The sequence below is a fragment of the Actinomyces sp. ZJ308 genome (genome assembly GCF_011752065.1).
In the GTDB taxonomy this organism is placed as follows: domain Bacteria; phylum Actinomycetota; class Actinomycetes; order Actinomycetales; family Actinomycetaceae; genus Actinomyces.
Genome location: NZ_JAAIJY010000012.1, coordinates 72,992 through 91,469, shown reverse-complemented (window position 1 = coordinate 91,469; position 18,478 = coordinate 72,992). Strand labels below are relative to the sequence as shown.

General features: G+C 70.0%; 18 protein-coding genes. 10 read left to right on the top strand and 8 right to left on the bottom strand.

From position 1 onward, the window contains the following. Positions 1-68 precede the first annotated feature (68 nt). Positions 69-2,525, bottom strand: coding sequence for an NAD-dependent DNA ligase LigA (gene ligA / locus HCR68_RS07000; RefSeq protein WP_167148039.1), 2,457 nt, complete (start codon positions 2,523-2,525; stop codon positions 69-71). Between the two features lie 287 nt (positions 2,526-2,812). On the opposite strand from ligA, the gene HCR68_RS14205 reads away from it, so the two are divergent. The 3 genes from HCR68_RS14205 to HCR68_RS06990 all read left to right on the top strand — a co-directional run bounded on the left by HCR68_RS14205 (position 2,813) and on the right by HCR68_RS06990 (position 6,822). Then, positions 2,813-3,895 (top strand): FHA domain-containing protein, encoded by a 1,083-nt coding sequence (locus HCR68_RS14205; RefSeq protein ID WP_243858975.1) that lies wholly within the window; start codon positions 2,813-2,815, stop codon positions 3,893-3,895. 240 nt (positions 3,896-4,135) lie between these two features. Further along, positions 4,136-6,367 carry an ATP-binding protein gene (locus tag HCR68_RS14200; RefSeq protein WP_243858974.1) on the top strand — a complete coding sequence of 744 codons (2,232 nt, stop codon included), beginning with the start codon at positions 4,136-4,138 and terminating at the stop codon, positions 6,365-6,367. A gap of 206 nt (positions 6,368-6,573) precedes the next feature. Continuing rightward, a complete protein-coding gene (locus HCR68_RS06990) occupies positions 6,574-6,822 on the top strand; it encodes a WhiB family transcriptional regulator (protein ID WP_003779481.1) in 249 nt (82 codons plus the stop codon). Positions 6,823-6,925: 103 nt separating this feature from the next. Here the strand turns inward: HCR68_RS06990 and HCR68_RS06985 are convergent, their stop codons facing one another. Then, positions 6,926-8,401 carry a PAS domain-containing sensor histidine kinase gene (locus HCR68_RS06985; RefSeq protein WP_167148037.1) on the bottom strand — a complete coding sequence of 492 codons (1,476 nt, stop codon included), beginning with the start codon at positions 8,399-8,401 and terminating at the stop codon, positions 6,926-6,928. 242 nt (positions 8,402-8,643) lie between these two features. On the opposite strand from HCR68_RS06985, the gene HCR68_RS06980 reads away from it, so the two are divergent. The 5 genes from HCR68_RS06980 (at position 8,644) to HCR68_RS06960 (ending at position 12,044) form a co-directional block, all read left to right on the top strand. Beyond that, positions 8,644-9,213 (top strand): DUF2505 domain-containing protein, encoded by a 570-nt coding sequence (locus HCR68_RS06980; RefSeq protein WP_167148035.1) that lies wholly within the window; start codon positions 8,644-8,646, stop codon positions 9,211-9,213. 118 nt (positions 9,214-9,331) lie between these two features. After that, entirely contained in the window at positions 9,332-9,766 is a 435-nt protein-coding gene (locus HCR68_RS06975) for an OsmC family protein (protein WP_167148033.1), read from the top strand. Positions 9,767-9,850: 84 nt separating this feature from the next. Continuing rightward, positions 9,851-10,558, top strand: coding sequence for a hypothetical protein (locus HCR68_RS06970; RefSeq protein WP_167148032.1), 708 nt, complete (start codon positions 9,851-9,853; stop codon positions 10,556-10,558). Further along, a complete protein-coding gene (locus HCR68_RS06965) occupies positions 10,555-11,457 on the top strand; it encodes a thymidylate synthase (protein WP_167148030.1) in 903 nt (300 codons plus the stop codon). The genes HCR68_RS06970 and HCR68_RS06965 overlap by 4 nt, the downstream gene beginning before the upstream one ends. Next, positions 11,454-12,044 carry a dihydrofolate reductase gene (locus HCR68_RS06960; protein WP_167148028.1) on the top strand — a complete coding sequence of 197 codons (591 nt, stop codon included), beginning with the start codon at positions 11,454-11,456 and terminating at the stop codon, positions 12,042-12,044. Before HCR68_RS06965 ends, HCR68_RS06960 begins: the two co-directional genes overlap by 4 nt. A gap of 11 nt (positions 12,045-12,055) precedes the next feature. Here HCR68_RS06960 and HCR68_RS06955 read toward each other — a convergent pair whose 3' ends face one another. Genes HCR68_RS06955 through HCR68_RS06940 form a run of 4 tightly spaced genes read right to left on the bottom strand, consistent with a single transcriptional unit; the run spans position 12,056 to position 15,382 of the window. Next, positions 12,056-13,063, bottom strand: a complete 1,008-nt coding sequence (locus HCR68_RS06955; RefSeq protein WP_167148026.1) for an ABC transporter substrate-binding protein — start codon at positions 13,061-13,063, stop codon at positions 12,056-12,058. Continuing rightward, positions 13,060-13,740: an ABC transporter permease subunit gene (locus tag HCR68_RS06950; RefSeq protein WP_167148024.1), complete on the bottom strand. Its 681-nt coding sequence runs from the start codon at positions 13,738-13,740 to the stop codon at positions 13,060-13,062. Before HCR68_RS06950 ends, HCR68_RS06955 begins: the two co-directional genes overlap by 4 nt. Beyond that, positions 13,737-14,465: an ABC transporter permease subunit gene (locus HCR68_RS06945; RefSeq protein ID WP_167148022.1), complete on the bottom strand. Its 729-nt coding sequence runs from the start codon at positions 14,463-14,465 to the stop codon at positions 13,737-13,739. Before HCR68_RS06945 ends, HCR68_RS06950 begins: the two co-directional genes overlap by 4 nt. After that, positions 14,462-15,382, bottom strand: coding sequence for an ATP-binding cassette domain-containing protein (locus HCR68_RS06940; RefSeq protein WP_243858973.1), 921 nt, complete (start codon positions 15,380-15,382; stop codon positions 14,462-14,464). The genes HCR68_RS06945 and HCR68_RS06940 overlap by 4 nt, the downstream gene beginning before the upstream one ends. A gap of 250 nt (positions 15,383-15,632) precedes the next feature. On the opposite strand from HCR68_RS06940, the gene HCR68_RS06935 reads away from it, so the two are divergent. Then, a complete protein-coding gene (locus HCR68_RS06935; RefSeq protein WP_167148020.1) occupies positions 15,633-16,604 on the top strand; it encodes a zinc-binding dehydrogenase in 972 nt (323 codons plus the stop codon). 37 nt (positions 16,605-16,641) lie between these two features. Here the strand turns inward: HCR68_RS06935 and HCR68_RS06930 are convergent, their stop codons facing one another. Next, positions 16,642-17,082: a VOC family protein gene (locus HCR68_RS06930; RefSeq protein WP_167148018.1), complete on the bottom strand. Its 441-nt coding sequence runs from the start codon at positions 17,080-17,082 to the stop codon at positions 16,642-16,644. 195 nt (positions 17,083-17,277) lie between these two features. On the opposite strand from HCR68_RS06930, the gene HCR68_RS06925 reads away from it, so the two are divergent. Further along, the gene (locus HCR68_RS06925) at positions 17,278-18,045 is read left to right on the top strand and encodes a DeoR/GlpR family DNA-binding transcription regulator (protein WP_167148016.1); all 768 of its coding nucleotides are present in this window, start codon (positions 17,278-17,280) and stop codon (positions 18,043-18,045) included. A gap of 26 nt (positions 18,046-18,071) precedes the next feature. On the opposite strand, the gene HCR68_RS06920 is transcribed toward HCR68_RS06925, so the two are convergent. Then, on the bottom strand, positions 18,072-18,458 hold the full coding sequence (locus tag HCR68_RS06920) for a DUF1304 family protein (RefSeq protein ID WP_167148014.1): 387 nt from the start codon (positions 18,456-18,458) through the stop codon (positions 18,072-18,074). Positions 18,459-18,478 lie beyond the last annotated feature (20 nt).

Genomic DNA, 18,478 nt, shown 5'->3' with positions numbered 1-18,478 from the left:
GATCGGCCGAACCGCATGAGGGCGGGGCACCTCCTGAAGAAGGAGGTGCCCCGCCCGGTCGCTGGCCCTCACGACACCGCCTGCGGTCCTCCTTCGAGGAGCGCCACGAAGCCGTCCTCATCGAGGATCGGCAGTCCCAGCTCGCGGGCCCTGACCTCCTTGGATCCGGCCTTGTCCCCGACGACGACGAAGCTCGTCTTCTTCGAGACGCTGCCCGAGGCCCTACCCCCTCGAGAGACGATGGCCTCCTTGGCGCTGTCCCGGGTGAATCCCTCCAGGGAGCCGGTGACGACGACGGTCAGCCCCTCCAGCGTCAGCGCCGGTTCCTCCTGGTGGTCCGCGCTCTCCTCGCGGGTGCGCACCCCGGCGGCCTCCCATCGGCTGAGGATCTCGCGGTGCCACTCGACGTCGCGCCACCGCGCCCAGGACTCGGCGATGGCGGGTCCTACGCCGTCGACCTCGGCCAGATCGGTGACGTCGGCCTGGCACAGGACCTCCAGGGACCTGAATCGTGTGGCCAGGGCCCGGGCGGCGGTCGGGCCGACGTGTCGCACGGACAGGGCCACCAGGATGCGCCACAGGGGCCGGGTGCGAGCGTCCCGGAGCTGGGCGAGCATGGCGGTCGCGTTCTTGCCGGGCGCCGTGGCCTTCTTGACCCGACCGTCGGCGTCGTAGGTCTGCTTGGTCCAGAAGAAGCGGCTCAGGCGCCAGTCACCTGTGGGAACCCCTCGGCGGGAGACGGGACGCCACACGAAGACCTCGCGCAGGTCGTCCTCGGTCAGATCGAACAGAGTGGCCTCGCCGGTGAGCACCGGCGTCTGCTCGGTGACTCCCGCCTGCTTCAGCATCTTTTCAACGGCCTCCACCCGCTGGGAGGCGTGCAGGGCGTCGAGCTCATCGGCAGGCAGGCTGAGCCGTCCGCGTTCCGTCTCCAGGCTCTGGCCCGCGGCGAGCGCGGTCAGGGCCTCGCGGCGTCCGGCGTCGGGCCGGGTGAGGGCGCCGGCGGCCTCGTCACCCAGACCCTCGACATCCAGTGCACCCCGGGAACCGATGTGGGCGATCCGCTCGGTCAGCTGGGCGGGGCAGGACCGGGTGTTGGGGCAGCGCAGGTCGACGTCTCCGTCCTTGGCCGGTGCCAGCTCCGTGCCGCAGGAGGGGCAGTGCGTCGGCATGACGAATTCCCGCTCGGTGCCGTCGCGCAGCTCGGCGACCGGTCCCAGGATCTCGGGGATGACGTCACCGGCCTTGCGCACGATGACCATGTCCCCGATGCGTACGCCCTTGCGCGCCACCTCGGTGGCGTTGTGAAGAGTGGCTCGCGACACCGTCGAACCGGCGACGAGAACCGGCTCCATCATGCCGAAGGGGGTGACGCGTCCGGTGCGCCCCACCTGGACGGCGATGTCCAGCAGCCGGGTGCGGACCTCCTCGGGCGGGTACTTGTAGGCCGCCGCCCAGCGAGGCACCCGGGAGGTGTGGCCGAGCCGACGCTGGAGGGAGTGGTCGTCGAGCTTGAAGACGATGCCGTCGATCTCGTGGAGGAGGTCGTGGCGGTGAGTGGCGTAGCGCTCGATGTAGGCCTCACGCTCGGCCCGTCCCCGTACCACGGTGTTGTAGGGGGATACCGGCAGGCCCCAGCCGGCCAGGAGCTCATACCACTCGTGCTGGCGGGTGGGGAGCTCCTCCCCCGGCGCCGGGGTGATCGCGCCGACCCCGTGGGCGATCATCGCCAGGGGCCGGGAGGCGGTGACGGCGGGGTTCTTCTGACGCAGGGAGCCTGCGGCAGCGTTGCGGGGGTTGGCGAAGACCTGCAGGAGCGGCGCGCCGTCGGCCTGCCTCTGCACGTTACGGGTGCGGCGGTCCTCGTTGAAGGCCTCGAACTCCTGGGTGGGGAAGTAGACCTCGCCACGCACCTCGAGCAGGGAGGGGTGGGCGTCGCCGGCCAGGACCAGCGGGACGGAGGCGATGGTGCGCACGTTGCCGGTGACGTCCTCGCCGGTGGTGCCGTCACCGCGGGTCGCGGCCCGGGTGAGGACCCCGTTCTCATAGGTGAGGGCCACGGCCAGGCCATCGATCTTGACCTCGGCGGTCATGGTGAGCTCGCCGTCGGCGACCCCGGTCTCAGCGCCCATGCGCTCGGCCCACTCCTGGACCTCGTCAAGGGAGAAGACGTCCTGCAGGGAGTACATGCGCTCGTGGTGAGGAGCAGGGGCGAAGTCGGTGACGGCACGGCCGCCCACGCTGCGGGTGGGTGATCCGGCCCGAGCCAGAAGGGGGTGGGCCGACTCCAGGTCCTCCAGCTCCCGGTAGAGGACGTCGTAGTCGGCATCGGACAGGGGGCTCTCGGCGTCGATCGCATTGTAGTAGGCGTCACGGGCAGCCTCGATGTCACGTACCAGCTCGCCCCAGCGTTCCCGGGCGCCGGCGGGGACGGTGCTCAGATCCGCAGCGCTCTGCCGGCTGGACGGCGCAGAGGACGAGACCGGCGTAGAAGCGGAACGGCGGGGGGCATCGGAGTCAGTCATGGGGCCATCCTTCCTCACCCGGGCGCGTCACGGTTTCAGGCGTCCCGGATCCGGAGGTCGGAGACGCTGGACAGTCGCACTGGACCATCACCCGGGCGTCGCCGGGATATCGGCGAGGCGTCGTCAGGGCGTCGTGAGAGCATCGTTGAGATGCCGCCAAGGCATCACAGCGCAATCGCGGTTCTTCGGGAGCCACAGCGATCACAGGCAACCGAGAACAGCGGAGTTGTCCACAACCGGGGTTGTCCGTCTGCGACGTCGGAGACTCCAGCGGTGATTCTGGAGCGGTGAGTACTACCGCTGATGTCCTGGTCCCTTGTCGGCTCCGCTCGGAGCGCGACGCCTCCTCGCTCTGCTCGCGCTCTGCAGGGGAGGCGGCGGCGGGGGCGGCGGTCGCCGCCCTGGCCGGCCCGTGGCACCTTGCGATCCTGTCCGGACCCGATCGTGGCCTGGTGATGGCCGTCAGGGACGGTGCCGTCCTGGGGCGGGGCGAGGTGCTGAGCGATCCACTGGTCTCACGCCGACATCTGCGCCTGCGGCTCCACGCCGGCCGCGTCCTGGTCCAGGACTGCGGTTCAGCCAATGGCAGCTACCGCTACTGGCACCTGGGTCTGTGGCTGCGCCTGCGCGGGGCGACCAGGCTGAGTGAGGGAGCGCTGGTGCGTCTGGGAGACAGCGTGCTCGAGCTGCGCCGGCGCCCGGCCAACCTTGTGGTTCCGGCTCCTCCCTCGGCCTCGTCGATGGCGTGGTCGATGGTGGGCTCTGTGGTCTGCGTCCTGGTCATGGCCGGCTCGGCGGCGATTGCGATCACGACGGGGAGCCGCGGTGCGATGGGCATGGTCATGGTGGCGCCGATGCTCGCCATGACGATCATGCGCCTGGTGCCGTTCCTGCAACGACGCCGGCAGGGCCGTACCAGGCACGCCGTCGGACCTCGATGGTGCGGTCTCCGGCGTCGCCGAGGATGCCATCCGGGATGGAGGCACGGCCGGCCGGATCCCGCGACGATGCTGCTGGCCCTGGCAGCGCGCTCCAGCGTGTTCCAGTCCACTCAGAGCGCCGAGGCCGACGGTTCGACGTCGTCCTCCCCAGAGACCCTGGCCGCCTGGAGCGCCGAGCGGCGACGACGGCGCGTCCTCTCGCTGACCGATGGAGACAGTCTGGCCCTGACGGGTGAGGACGCCGGGAGCACCCTGAGGTGGTGGTGCGCCCAGCTCATGGCCCGTAATGAGATCCGCTTGACCGAGCTGGAGGCTCCACCGAGCGACCAGCCGTCGGAACGAGCGGGTGACGCAGACCGCGAGTGTGACAGGGGACTGCACGGAGTCCGCCTCACCTGGGGGTCTCAGACACGCCCCCATACCGCTTAGGTACTGACCTGCTCCGGTGATCGGGTCCCACCGCAGGCGCTGAGCACGCGCCCGGATGCGGGCGGAGCGCCGTCGTGCTCACCGACCTGGTGGGACGCGATTCGCCACCTGTGCCGGTCCAGGATCACCCGACAGGCCGAACCGTCGTCACGGCTCGATGGCGTTCCCGACCTGGTTGTCCTCAGTGAGGTCACCGAGGACCTCGACGCGGACGAGCTGCGAGCACGGTGGGAGCAGCGGGTGCACGCACCGGCCTGCGGCGCGCCATCGCTGTCCGCGGTCCTGGGAGTCGGCCCACGGGGGCGGGTGAGCGCCGATCTGGTGGCCGACGGCCCGCACGCCCTGCTGGCCGGGACGACGGGATCGGGAAAGTCCGAGCTCCTCATCTCCTGGCTGGTGCAGCTGGCGCTGAGCCACCCACCGGACCGCCTCACGATGGTCCTCGTCGACTACAAGGGCGGGGCCGCCTTCAGTCCTCTTGCCGGCCTGCCGCACACGGCCGGGGTCCTCACCGACCTGGACCCGGCCGGCACCCGGCGGGCGCTGTCCTCCATGGAGAACGAGGTGCACCGGCGGGAGCGGATCCTGGCCGAGCACGGAGCCAAGGACGTCTCCTCCCTACCGCCGCGGGTCATCGTCCCCCATCTGGTGGTGGCGGTCGACGAGTTCGCCACCCTGGTCGGCGAGCACGCCGAGGTCCTGGAGACACTGGTGCGCATCGCCGCGCAGGGACGCAGCCTGGGGATTCACCTCATTCTGGCCACTCAGCGCCCTCAGGGAGCCGTCTCCCCCGCGATCCGAGCCAATACCTCCCTGCGGGTGTGTCTACGCGTGCTCGACGCCGCCGACTCCAGAGACGTCCTGGGACACGACGGCGCCGCCCGGCTCAGCCGTCATCCCGGACGAGTTCTGGTCAGCGGCGCCGGCGGGGACGATCCCGGCTCTCAGGACCGTGGTGGCGAGCTCGGCGACCAGGTGCTTCAGGCGCCCTGGTGCGGTTCGGCGCACGACGTCCGGGAGATCGTCGACCTCGTCTCGGCCGCCGCCCGGGGGCACGTCTCTCCATGGCGTCCGTGGGCACCCGCCCTGCCCGATGTCGTCGATGAGGCCACGGCGCTCGAGCTGGGCAGGCCCCGGGCTCCGCAGGCACCCGGAGATCACGAGGCGGACGGAGCGATCGACCGCGGGGAGCAGATGGGGCCCGGTCGAGGGGAGGCGGGAGAACAGGTTCTTCTGGCCCTGACCGACCTTCCTCGCAAGCAGAGACTGGGACTGTGGCGCTGGCCGGTCACCCGACCGCTGCTGGCGCTCGGGGCACCCGGGTCGGGACGCTCCACCCTGGTCATCTCGGCCGCGACGGCGGCGCTGGCCTCAGGACGAGGAGTGCACCTGTGCGGAGTCACTCCCCCGCCCCCAGGCGGCTCCGGTGAGGTGGCGGGCACTGCCGCGGGCCTGCGAAGGATTCTCACGCATCCCGGGACGGGCACCGTTGTCGACGCGCAGGACCCGCGGCGTCTGGCCCGGTTGTGGGGACTCGCTGCCGGTGGACGCCTGGGTGGGGACCTGCTGTGCCTCGATAACGCCGACGAGCTCATCCCTGCCGTTGACGAGGTGCTGGGCCCCGGACAGGGCCATGCTCTGCTGGAAGCCATCATTCGTACCGCGTCGGCAACGGGCATGCCTGTGCTGGTGACCGCTCCACTGGCCGCATCCACCTCCCGGTGGGCGGCGGCCGTGGGTCTGAGGCTGGTCCTGGGCGCAGCCACGAGCACCCAGGCCGCGCTGGCCGGTCTTCCACGAGGGGTGGTCACCGGTGGACTCCCGGGGCGGGGCGTCATCCTGGACGGGGCGGAGACGACCGCCTGCCAGATCGTGCTGCGCGAGGGACCTCCAGCAGTCGGGCCCGACCGTGGACACCGTGGGCGCGGCGCCGTGCTACGGCTCGAGCAGCTGCCGACGCGAGTCACCTGGGCCCAGGTCCCGGACGGCACCTGGGCGGTGGGAGGGGATGCGGCTGCCCCTGTCGCGCTACCGGCGCGCACCAGCGTCCTGGTCATCGGGCCGCCCGGGTCGGGGCGCTCCACGGCACTGCGAGCACTGGCTCAGGCACTCGGCCCAGGGTGTCTCGTCGTCGACGACCTGGACCTGGCGGACCCGGCCACCACCGGTCGGGTGGAGTCCGCGCTGGCACGCTCGGAGACGGTCCTGGCCGCAGCCTCGACGGAGAAGGTCGCCGCCACCTTCCGGGGCGCGATCGCGATGTTGCGCGAGCGCGAGGCGCTCGTCGTGCTGTGGCCGGGTCTGCGGCATGCCGATCAGGCCGCGGGAATCTCCTTGAGAGCCGTCACCGACCCGAGGGCGATGACGCTTCCTGGACGCGGCGCGCTCGTCTATCGCGGAACGTGCCTACCGATTCAGATCGTGCTGCCTCGAGCTGAAGACGATGACATTCCTATTGAACACGCTGTTTAACAAGCATTCTCAATGGCGGAAAGTGGCGTTATCTCAGTATCTCAGCACCCTGTGAGGATCACGACAGAGTATCGGCGCAGGTCTCACGATCGAGGTCTTGCCCACCGCCCCCCATCATGTGAAAGTTGTTCTCAGACGTGGCCGCCATCCCCTGTCAAGCCGGACTGGCGATAGCCGCATGACCGATGACCTTGAAGGGGGCCCTTATGGACTGGCGCAGCCAAGCCGCATGTCTCACCGTCGACCCAGAGCTCTTCTTCCCCGTGGGAAACACCGGCCCCGCCATTGCCCAGATCGCCAAGGCCAAAGAGGTGTGCGGCCGCTGCGAGGTGGTGGACACCTGCCTGAAGTGGGCGCTGGAGAACGGTCAGGACGCCGGCGTCTGGGGAGGCATGAGCGAGGACGAGCGCCGTTCCCTCAAGCGTCGCGCAGCTCGCGCTCGGCGCTCGTCCTGAAAGCCGATCGAGCTCTTCACGCCATGGCGTTCGCACGATTATTCGTGCGAACGCCGTTTTGTTTGTTGATACCGATGCTTTCGATAGCCGGGTATCTGGACGGTCAGGTTTCACTCCTGGCGGCCCGCTGGTTAAGACGAGCGTGAATGACGACGTCGGTACCTCCGCCGCTCAGAGGCTGCCAATCAATGCTCCCCCGCAGCTCTCCGCGCACGAGCGTGGTGACGATCCGTGTCCCCAGACCAGTCATCAGGGTGTCCGGAGCCAGGCCGGAACCATTGTCCGTGACGTGGACCTCGAGCCGGTCCTCATCGCGGCAGGCCGTCACCGTCACGCGACCGTCCCGTCCGTCGAGCCCGTGCTCGACGGCATTGGTGACCAGCTCGGCCAGCACGGTGGCCAGCGCCTGGGCCGTGTCCGCGTCGACAACGCCGAAGGAGCCCTCCAGCGCGGTACTGACCTGACCGGTGGGCGTGGCCACGACCGCTGCCATGCGCAGGATGGAGGAGAAGACGTCGTCGAAGTCCACGCGCTCATTGACGTTGTGACTCAGGGCGTCGTGAACGGTGGCGATCGTGGTCACCCTCCGCTCGGCCTCCGACAGGGCCTGTCTGGTCTCCTCGTTCGAGGCGCGGCGGGCCTGCATGCGCAGCAGCGCCGAGACGGTCTGCAGGTTGTTCTTGACCCGATGGTGGACCTCGCGGATGGTGGCGTCCTTGTTGAGCAGGACCTGCTCACGCCGGCGCACCTCGGTGACGTCACGGACCAGGAGCGCGGCTCCGGAACGGTGTCCGTTGACCGTCAGGGGGATGGAGCGCAATGAGAGGAACACTCCCCCGACCTCGACCTCGGTGAGCCAGGCCTGCCGTCCCATGAGGACAACGGCCAGGGTCTCGTCCACGGGGGTGCGGGCGGGAATGATCGAGGTGACGGCCTCGGCCAGCTGGATGCCCTCGAGCTCACCCTCGATGCCCAGACGGTGGAAGCAGGAGCGCCCGTTGGGGCTGACGTAGACGATCCGCCCCTCCTCGTCCAGGCGCAGGACGCCGTCGGCCACGCGCGGGGTGCCGTGGCGGATCGTGGTGCCGGCGCCCTGGATGGGGAAGTCGCCCGTTGCGGTCATGTGGCACAGGACCTCGGCGATCTCCTCCATCTCCCGCTCGATGATGCGCCCGCCCCGGATGACGCCCACCGAGGTCTCCCGGGTGACGACGGCGATCGGCGTGCCGGCGTGGACGACCGGGATGTACTCCTCCTGGACCGCGGCGGTCCCGGTCCAGTAGGGCTCGGCGGCGTCCTGGATCTGAGCGGTGGACAGCGACTCCATGGCCATGGCCTCACGCGAGGCCGGCATGCGCCGCCCGATGACGTCCTCGAGGTGGACGGTGGTTCCACCCGAGGGGCGGGTATGTCCGGCCGCGATGAAGCGCCCTGCACGGGTGCGCACCCACAGGACCAGGTCCGAGGTGGACAGGTCCGCGATCAGCTGCCAGTCGGCCACCAGCTGGTGGATCCAGTCGAGGTCGGCCTCGGCGAGGTCGACTGCGTCTCTGAGGGCGCTAGGCAGAAGATTAGGCACCTCTCAAGGTTATCGGCAGTGGGCGAACCCGGCTCGTTGAGCCGGCTAATTGCCAAGCAGGACACATCGGCGGGCACCGTTCACGTCGCCGTCATCGATCCTCGGCCCGTCGGACCCCCTGGACCCCCATGCGCCCCGACCCGGCAGAGCGTGGGCAGCGCGTGGGCGGAACTTGAGCGAAACGCGGACGGAACGTGGACGAACATGACTAGAGCTTGGCCAGAGCATGGCAGGATCGCGCCATGAGGAAGACCATCACCATCACCTATCCCGCCGACCCGGCGCGCACCGCTCAGATGCTGGCCAGCACCGCCTACCAGGAGGAGCGGGTGGCGCGAGCCGGGCTCGACGACGCCTCGGTCGACGTCGCTCAGCGCGGTCAGGGATTCGTCTCCACCATCTCCGGGAGCGTCCAGCCCTCTCAGCTGCCCTCGGTCGCCTCACGGTTCGTGCGCTCCGCGGTGTCCTTCTCCATAGCCGAGTCCTGGGGCGAGCCGAAGGAGGACGGCTCACGCTCCGGCGGCTACGACGTGACGATCAAGGGCGCCCCGGTCAGGGTCAGCGCCACCTCGACGATGGCTCCGGCCTCGAGCAACGCTGACGACGCAGACAGCGCAGTCAGCGTTGAGGGCACCGACGCCTCCGTCCCGCCCCAGGCCACCACGGTCACCGTCGACATCGACCTCAAGGTCACGGTGCCCCTGGTGGGCAAGACCATTGAGGAGAAGGCGATGAGCATGGTGGGGCGGGTCGTGGCCGACGAGGAGCGCCGCGCCGCCGCCTGGCTCGCCGAGCACGGGGACGAGCACTGAGACGCCGACCATGACGCGCTCCTATTCCCGCGCTGCGCCCTGTCCGCCAGGCGCGCAGCGCGGGCCCGTGAGCGGGGCCGACGCCGGCTCCCGTCCCGATTCATGGCACGATCAGGCCATGAGCACATCAAGCACCCCCGCCCCCAGCGCCGTGTGGGCCGAGCGCACGGGCACCCGCCAGTACATTGGTCGCAACTCCGCCGGCGCCGAGGTGCGCATCGGCATGGGACCGGGCGAGTTCTCCCCCGGCGAGCTGATGAAGATCGCGCTGGCGACCTGCAACACCCTCTCGGCGGACCACCGTCTGGCCAAGGCCCTGGGTGAGGACTTCGAGGCCACGGTGGGCTGCTCGTCGGTCAAGAACGATGCCGAGGAGCGCTACGAGTCCTTTCAGGTCGAGATCGTCACCGACCTGTCCTCGCTCGACGCCGACCAGCGAGAGCTGCTGAGCCAGCGGGTCGCCGCCGCCGTCGACCGTCACTGCACCGTGGGTCACACCATCGAGCACGGCGCCCCCTACACGACGACGATCGTCGACCCCGACGAGGACTGAATGAGGACTGAGCGCCCCGGTTCCGGTCACCGGACCGCACGCCTTCCCCGCCGTCCCCTGTGACACTCATGTGAGGAGACAACCGTGAACACCTCCCGCTCTGGGCGCCCGACCGCATTGGAACGCGCCCTGGACAAGGCCATCGCCATCCCCGCGGCCCGTATCGAGGAGCGGGTGGCACGGATGCGCCGGGACCGTCCCGGGGCTGATGCCGCCGAGCTCGTCGAGATGGCCGCCTCCCGATTCCGGCGGGATGCGGGACTCTCCTCGGGCGCGGTCGGGGCCTCCGCCGCGCTGCCTGCGATCAGCACCGGTGCGGCGGCCGCCCTGACCGTGGGGCAGAGCGCCGCCTTCATCGCCTCGGCCGTCGCCTACGTCCTCACCGTCGCGGAGATTCAGGGAGTCCACGTGGTTGATGCCGAGCGCCGCCGGGCCCTGGTCCTCTCCGCCCTCCTGGGCAAGGAGGGTTCCGAGGCGGTTCAGGGGCAGCTGGGCCTGTCCTCGATGTTCTGGGCCGCGCAGGTGCTGATGCAGATGCCGCTGCCGACGGTGAAGTCGATCAACGCGCGCCTCATCAAGCGGGTGGCCAGGCGTTCGGCCGCCAAGGGCGGGGCGCTGGCGCTGGGGCGCCTCATCCCCTTCGGGATCGGGGCCGCCATCGGCTGGTCCGGTGGCCGGGCCCTGGCCAACCAGGTGATCGAGGGGGCGCAGGCGGCGCTCGGGCCCCAGCTCGTCCTGAGCGGTCACGCCGGCCACCTGAACGACCCTCACGTCGAGGTGATCGACGTATGAGCGGCGTCGGTGCCGCCGAGCAGACGCCGGTGCCCGCCGATGAGGCCGTCCGGTACCCGGCGCTGACCCGGATGGGCCTCGTCCCCCCACCGGGAGTCGACGTCGCCTACGAGAACCTGCTGGCTGAGGTCCTGACCAGCGGCACCCCGAAGTCCGACCGCACCGGCACCGGCACGCGCTCGCTCTTCGCCCGCCAGCTGCGCTACGACCTGGCCCGGGGCTTCCCCCGTATCACCACGAAGTTCGTGGCCATGAAGGCGGTCAAGGGCGAACTGCTGTGGTTCCTGCGGGGCGGCACGAACGTGCGCTGGCTCCAGGAGCGGGGCATCACGATCTGGGACGAGTGGGCCGACGAGGCCGGCGACCTGGGGCCGGTCTACGGCTCCCAGTGGCGTTCCTGGCCCACGCGCGACGGGGACGCCATCGACCAGATCGCCGGGCTCATCGACACTCTGCGCACCGAGCCGGACTCGCGACGCATGCTGGTGTCCGCCTGGAACGTCTCCGACCTGGGCACGATGGCGCTGGCGCCCTGCCACGCCTTCTTCCAGTGCTACGTGGCCGGTGGCCGCCTGAGCCTGCAGATCTACCAGCGCAGCGCGGACCTGTTCCTGGGGGTGCCCTTCAACATCGCCTCCTACGCGCTGCTGACGCACATGCTCGCCCAGCAGGCTCACCTGGAGCCCGGTGAGCTCATCTGGACCGGCGGGGACTGCCACATCTACGACAACCACGTCGACCAGGTCCGCACCCAGCTCTCCCGGGTGCCGAGCGCCCACCCCTTCCCGACGCTGCGCCTGGAGCGGGCCGAGTCCATCGACGCCTACGGCATGGATGACATCGACGCCTCCCAGGGCTACGAGCACCACCCCACGATCAAGGCCCCGGTCGCGGTATGAGCGGTCTGGGGATGATCTGGGCCCAGGACGTCACCGGACTCCTGGGAGCCGACGGCGACATGCTGTGGCGCGTGCCGGCCGACTTCGCCCACTTCAAGGCCACGACCATGGGCTGCGGCCTGGTCATGGGGCGCACCACCTGGGAGTCCCTGGGCGGTGCCCTGCCCGGCCGGCGCAACGTGGTTCTCACTCGCGACCGCTTCTGGCAGGCCGAGGGCGCGATCCGTGCCGGCTCGCTGCGTGAGGGGCTCTCGGTGGCGGCACGGGGCCTGGCCGCGGACCTGGGGCCCGACTCCCGGCAGGGCACCGCGGCGGGTCTGCCCCGCCTGTGGGTCATCGGCGGCGGAAGCGTCTACGAGCAGGCGCTGGCCCAGGGCCTGCCCGACGTGCTCGTCGTCAGCGTCCTGGATCTTGATGCGACGTCGCGAGCCCGCGAGCGCGGTCTGCCCGACTCGGCGCTGGTGCACGCACCGGGGATCAGCAGCCAGGAGTGGGTCATCGACCCGGCCCGGTCCGATTCGCGGGGTCGGTGGCGGCCGGCCTCCGGGGACGCTCGCTGGCGGGTGGAGACCTGGCGGCACCTGTAGGCGGAGTCCCCTTAGAGCAGCTTCTTGGCCGTGAGCCAGTCGGTGGCGATGACCTTGGAGCTCAGTCCCTCGCCGGTGGAGCGCTGATTGAGGGAACGAAGCTCGTCGGGGGTCAGCAGCGCCGAGACCCGGTTGATGGCGGTCACCGCGATGGCCGGCAACGTGGCCGACACCAACGGGGTGACGTTCTGCGGGAGGATGAGCATCCGAGGATCGGACAGGACGACGAGGTCCTGCGTCTGGATGGCGGGGTCCGAGGAGTAGATGTCGGCGACGTCGACGGTTCCGTCGGTGAGTGCCTTGACGGTCAGGGGACCGCCTGAGTCCTCCACCGGCGTGACGGAGGCCTCGATGCCGTACACGGCCTTGAGCCCCTCAGGCCCGTAGGGACGGGTGGTGAACTCCGAGTTCGCGGCGATCGTGATGGGCCGTCCCAGGGAGGTCAGGTCGGCGATGGAGGTCAGTGAGTGGGCCTGGGCGGTGGCCCGGGTGACGGCCAGGGAGTCCTGATCCGTGGCCTCGGCCGGGGTCAGGACGGTCAGGGAGCGCGGCAGGATCGTCAGCAGGGTGTCCTGAATCGAGGCGGTGTCGCTGGCGCTGCGGGAGGGGGTGGCTGAGCCGCTGGAGCTGGAAGCGCCAGTGGGGCCCGCCGTGCCGCTGGTCCTGCTGTAGTACTCCAGCAGGTTGCCACCGTACTCGGGGATGACGTGGATCCTGCCGGACTCGAGCTCGGGCAGGTAGACCTCGCGCTGGCCGATCTGGTACTCGCGGGTGACGGTCAGGTCGGCCTTCTCCAACATCTGGGCGTAGAGCTCGGCGATGATCTCGTTGGAGTAGTACTGCTGGCTGCCGATGATGATGGGGCCGCCGGTGTAGCCCGCCCCGGCCCGGTCGATGGCGAAGGGATCGGTGTTGGAGCAGGCGCTGAGCACGGTGAGGCCGCTCAGTGCACCGACGCCGGCCAGCAGGCCGCGTCGTGTCAACGGCCTTGCGGAGCGCGGGCTGGAATGTGCGGTCATGCTGGTTCCTTCCGGTGCTGCCGGGCGCCCGGGGGCGTGACGGCCCGTTGGGCGAGAGCGAAGAGGGCCTCGGAGGCCAGAGCGAGGGCGATGACCAGGAGCGCCGAGGCGAGCATCATGACGTAGTCCTGGGTCTTGAGCCCCAGGAACATGAGTCGGCCCAGACCGCCGGCGCCGGTGTAGGCGGCCAGTGTGGCGGTGGAGATGACCTGGAGGCTGGCCGAGCGCAGCCCTCCGATGAGCAGTGGGGCGCCCAGGGGGATCTCCACCCGCCGGAGGACCTGGAGCTCGCTCATGCCACTGGCCCGGGCCCCGTCCACTGCCATGACCGAGGCCGCCCGTACGCCGCTCATGGATCCGGCCAGGACACTGGGCAGGGCCAGGATGACGAAGGCGATCATGGGGGCGCTCAGGCCGACCCCGAGCGCCAGTCCGAACAGGGTGATGAGTCCGAGGGTGGGCAGGGAGCGGGCCGCGCCGCTGAGTGGCTGCACCCAGGTGCGCCCACGCCCGGTGTGGCCCACCCACCAACCGGCAGGCACTCCGATGAGGGCCGCGATGAGGACCCCGGCCAGGGAGTACAGGACGTGCTGGGCCAGCAGTGGGCCGATCCCCATGGCACCGCCCCAGTGGGCGGGGTCGGCGATGTAGGCCAGTGCGGCCAGGACGAATCTCATGCGTCGTCCTCCTGGTCCTTGCGGCCGTTACCCTCGTGACCGCCGGCTGCGGGAGCCTCGGCGGCCCCGGGCACCTGCCCGGCAGCGCCGGCGCGTTTCCAGGTCCAGGGAAGGCACAGGCGGCCCAGGGCCAGGACGAGCCCGTCCAGCACGAGGGCCAGGGCCGCGGTGGCCACCAGGCCGGTGACGATCTCCGCGGTGATGCCGCGCTGGAATCCATCGGTGAACAGCCAGCCCAGGCTGCGCACGCCCAGCACGGCTCCGACGGTGGTCAGTGAGATCGTTGAGACCGTCACCACGCGCAGTCCGGTGAGGATCGCTGGGCCCGCCAGGGGCAGCTCGACGGTGAGGAAGCACCGGATGCGTCCCATGCCCATGGCGGTGGCGGCGTCCAGGACGCGGGCGTCGACGGCGTCGAGGGCGTCAGCGGTGGCCGGCACCAGGAGCGCCAGGCCGTAGAGGGTCAGGGCCACGATGACGTTGAGCGGGTCCCGGATACCGGTGGCCAGGATGATCGGCAGGATGACGAACAGCGCCAGGGACGGCACGGCGTAGAGCAGGGAGGAGCCGGTCACCAGTACGGCGCGCAGCGGGCGGGATGCACGGGCCAGCCTGGCGATGGGGATCGCCAGGACGAAGGCGGCGATGATCGCCGGAACCGCCTGGAGCAGATGGGCCAGCAGGTGCCCGGCGATGGTGGACAGGTTGGCCAGGACCCAGCTCATGCCGGCGTCTCCCCAGCCTGAGGCGTCTGAATCCTCACGGTCCTGACGCCCGGGGCCTTGTCCGCCTCCGGGTCCGGGCCGGCTGCCAGGCGCCCGACGGCGCGGCCGGCCCGGTCCAGGACGATCCGGGCGTCGGCGACGTCCTCCAGTCGCAGCTGGCGCGCGGCGTCGTCGAGCCCGAGGAAACGGGCCACGAAGTCGTCGGCGGGTTCGGCGAGCAGCTCCGGGCCACTGCCGCGCTGGGCGACCTGGGCGCCCTCGCGCAGAAGGATGATCTCGTCCCCCAGGGCCAGGGCCTCGTCGACGTCGTGGGTCACGAAGATGATCGTCTTGCCCAGCTCGGCCTGGATCCGGACCATCTCCCGTTGGAGCTCGCGACGCACCAGGGGGTCGACGGCGCCGAAGGGCTCATCCATGAGCAGCACCTCGGGGTCCGCGGCCAGCGCCCGGGCCACGCCGACCCGCTGGGCCTGACCGCCGGAGAGCTGGTGGGGGTAGCGCCCGGCCAGGTCGTGATCGAGGTCGAGCAGTTCCATGAGCTCGAGGGCCCGCTGCCGGGACTCGCCGCGCCCCACGCCCTGCAAGCGGGGCACGAGGGTGATGTTGTCGATGACGCGACGGTGCGGCAGCAGACCGGCGTTCTGCATGACGTAGCCGATGGAGCGACGCAGGGCCACGGCGTCACGGGTGGCGACATCCTCGTCGTCGATGAGTACCGCACCACTGGTGGGCTCCACCATGCGGTTGACCATGCGCAGCAGGGTGGTCTTGCCGCAGCCGGAGGAGCCCAGCAGCACGGTGGTGGTACCGGCCTCGATACAGGCTGAGAAGGAGTCGACGGCGGGCGCCCCGGATCCGGCGCCCCTCCCTGCCGGGTACAGCTTGGTGACGGCATCGAAGGTGATGGTGCTGCTCATAGAAGGTGCCGGATGTCCTCTCCTGGCCGTGGACGACACGACCGCATGGCGTCCGGCAACCGTATCAGCCGTCCTCTGCCGATATTCCAACAGGCAGGCTTTACCAAGACGATTGGTGCAGGATTGAGAGCAAACACCCAGGTAGTCACCAACTGTTCCCCCTGGAGGTACGGAAATGCCAAGCGATCTCGATAACGCTACTCCCACTGCCACTCCCCCAACCACGGCCGCCGCCTCGAGTCCATCGACCATGCTGGCTGCCCGGCTCGACGAGCCGGGCAGCATTGACAACCTTCGCATCGTCAGGCTCCCGGTACCGGTTCCTCCGAAGGACTGGGTGCGTCTGAGGGTCATGGCCTTCGGCCTCAACCGCAGCGAGTACCACTCCGTGCACGGCATGGCCGAGGGGATGACCTTCCCTCGCGTCCTGGGGATCGAGGCGACCGGGGTCATTGACCTCGACCCCCAGGGATCTCTGGCGCCCGGCACCCAGGCGGTCACCATGATGGGCGGGATGGGGCGGCTCTTCGACGGCGGCTACGCGCAGTACGTCGTCGTACCGCGCTCACAGGTCATCACCTTCCACTCCGACCTCCCGTGGGAGGTCCTCGGCTCCGTGCCGGAGACGCTGCAGACGGCCCACGGAGCCCTGAGGACCGGCCTGGACCTGCAACCCGGGCAGAGCCTGCTGGTCCGTGGAGGAACCTCGGCACTGGGACTGGCCGCCGCCGCACTCGCGCTGGACGCGGGCTGTCGGGTCTACGCGACCTCTCGGCGTGAGGCCGGGCTGGAGCTTCTACGAGCCCGAGGCGTCGCCCCGATCCTGGACGACGGCGACGTCGCCTCGCGACTGCGCCAGGAGCAGCCGGACGGGGTCGACGCCGTCCTCGAGCTGGTGGGAGTACCGACGCTGCGGGACTCGCTGGCGGCCACGGCGGTGCACGGGACGGTGTGCTTCTCGGGGATGCTGTCGGACTCGTGGACGATCAGGGACTTCTACCCCATGGACTGGATTCCGAACGGAGTGCGGCTGACGACCTACGCGGGCGAGGCCGATGACCTGCCCGCCGAGGTGCTTCAGCGCGTCCTGGAGCGGATCGAGTCGGGAGACCTTGATCTCTTTCCCGTCCACTCCTACCCCCTGTCCGAGATCGCCCGGGCGCATGAGGACATGGCCTCGGGGCGCCACCAGGGCAAGCTCGTGGGCCTGCCCTGGGCCTAGAACCCCGCCGTACGCCTCATTTCCGGAGCCTCCGCCTTCAGAAGGTCGGGCGCAGGGCGACGTCGTCGGAGTAGTCGGCGGCGACGAGCTCGATGCGGTTGCCCTCGGGGTCGAGCACGGCAGCCTCGTAGTAGCCGTCGCCGGTCCGACGCGGTCCGTCGACGACGGGCACCCCGGCCTCACGCATGTCGGCCGCCAGCCGATCGACGTCGTCGCGCCCCGGCAGACTGAAGGAGACGTGCGCCCATCCCAGCCCCTCGGCCTCGCGACGTCCTTCGAGCCCCGGTCGGGTCATGACCTCCAGCCTGGTGCGCCGCCCCTCGGACGGGGTGTCGGTGAAGTGGAGGATGTGGGTGCGCAGCCCGGTCCTGGGGTTCTCATAGAGGCCGTTGGCGTGGCCGTTGAACCAGTGGGAGTAGAAGTCGCGGGCGGCGTCGAGATCGGCGACCCAGATGGCGACGTGGTCGAGGTGCGGCATGATCTTTCCCTTTCTGATGAGTCAGAGGCGCCGTCGATGATCGAACGATCACAAACGAAAGGCGACTTTCCTCTATTGTTTCAACGGTTAAGACATCGTCCTGCCGTTGACCTCAACAGTAGAAGAGCATACGATCATTGTCATCGATCGTTATGACGTAAAACGATCATCTCGGTGCTCGTATTGCGAGGAAGAATGACTGGCACACCAAGCGAGAGACGTCGCGCCATCCTGCGGGTCCTGAGCCCCACCACGCCCCACAGCGTCCAAGCGCTCTCCCGCCTGACCGGAGTCTCGGTGGTGACCATCCGACGGGACCTGACCGAGCTCGCCCACGAGGGGCTGGTCACCCGGGTCCACGGCGGGGCCCTGCGCGCCCCTCGACGCGGCGCGGCCCGCCCGGTCGCGATGCGCCGCAGGCAGGACGTGGAGATCAAGCGCCGCCTGGCGCAGGCCACCGCCGAGCTCATCGAGGACGGGGAGGCGGTCATCATCGACTCCGGCACGACCTGCGAGATGGTGGCCGAGCAGCTGGCCGGACGCGACATCCGCGTCCTGTGCCTGTCCCTGGGCGCAGGAGCCGCACTCGCCTTGGTGCGCGGTGCGACCGTCACGATCGCAGGTGGCCCGATCGATCCCGAGTCGCTCTCCCTGTTCTCCGCCGAGGCGGTCGATGCCGTACGGGCCTTTCGGGCCGACGTCGCCGTGCTGTCGACCTGCGCCGTCTCGGCCCGTGACGGCCTGACGGTCATGGAGTCCGACGACGCCATGGTCAAGCGCGCCATCATGGCCTCCTCGACCCGGCGGATCCTTCCCACCGCCCCCAGCAAGATCACCCAGACCAATACCCACCGTTTCGGCCGCCTCGAGGACCTCGACACGCTGCTGACGACGAGCCGGATCGACCCCGACACCCTCGACGAGCTGCGAGGGGCCGGGGTCGACGTCGTGCTGTGCGACTAGGCTCGGCCAGCCGCGCTGAGATCGGCTCAGGCGAGAAGCGCTGCAACGGTGAGGACGACGGCCAGCAGCGGGAAGACCCCCTGCTTGGCGGCGGCAGCGCGGTGCGGCGCTGACGCCAGGGCCAGAACCACTGCCGCCGCCAGCATCGCACCGGTGCCGGCCAGCACGAGGGCGGCACCGACCGCCACGTACCCCATGGCGACCAGGACCACCCCGATGAGCGCCTGGAGCGCGAGGAAGAGGTTGTAGAAGCCCTGGTTGAAGGCGTAGAAGGCGTGGGGCCGGGCCTCCTCGGCAGTGCCGCCGAAGGTCTTGCGGGCAAGCTCCCCCTCCCAGGCGATGGACTCCATGTAGAAGATGAGGACGTGGAGGGCGGCGGCCAGGACGGTGAAGACCATGGCGACAGTCAGCATGGGTGCTCGATTCGTGAGGA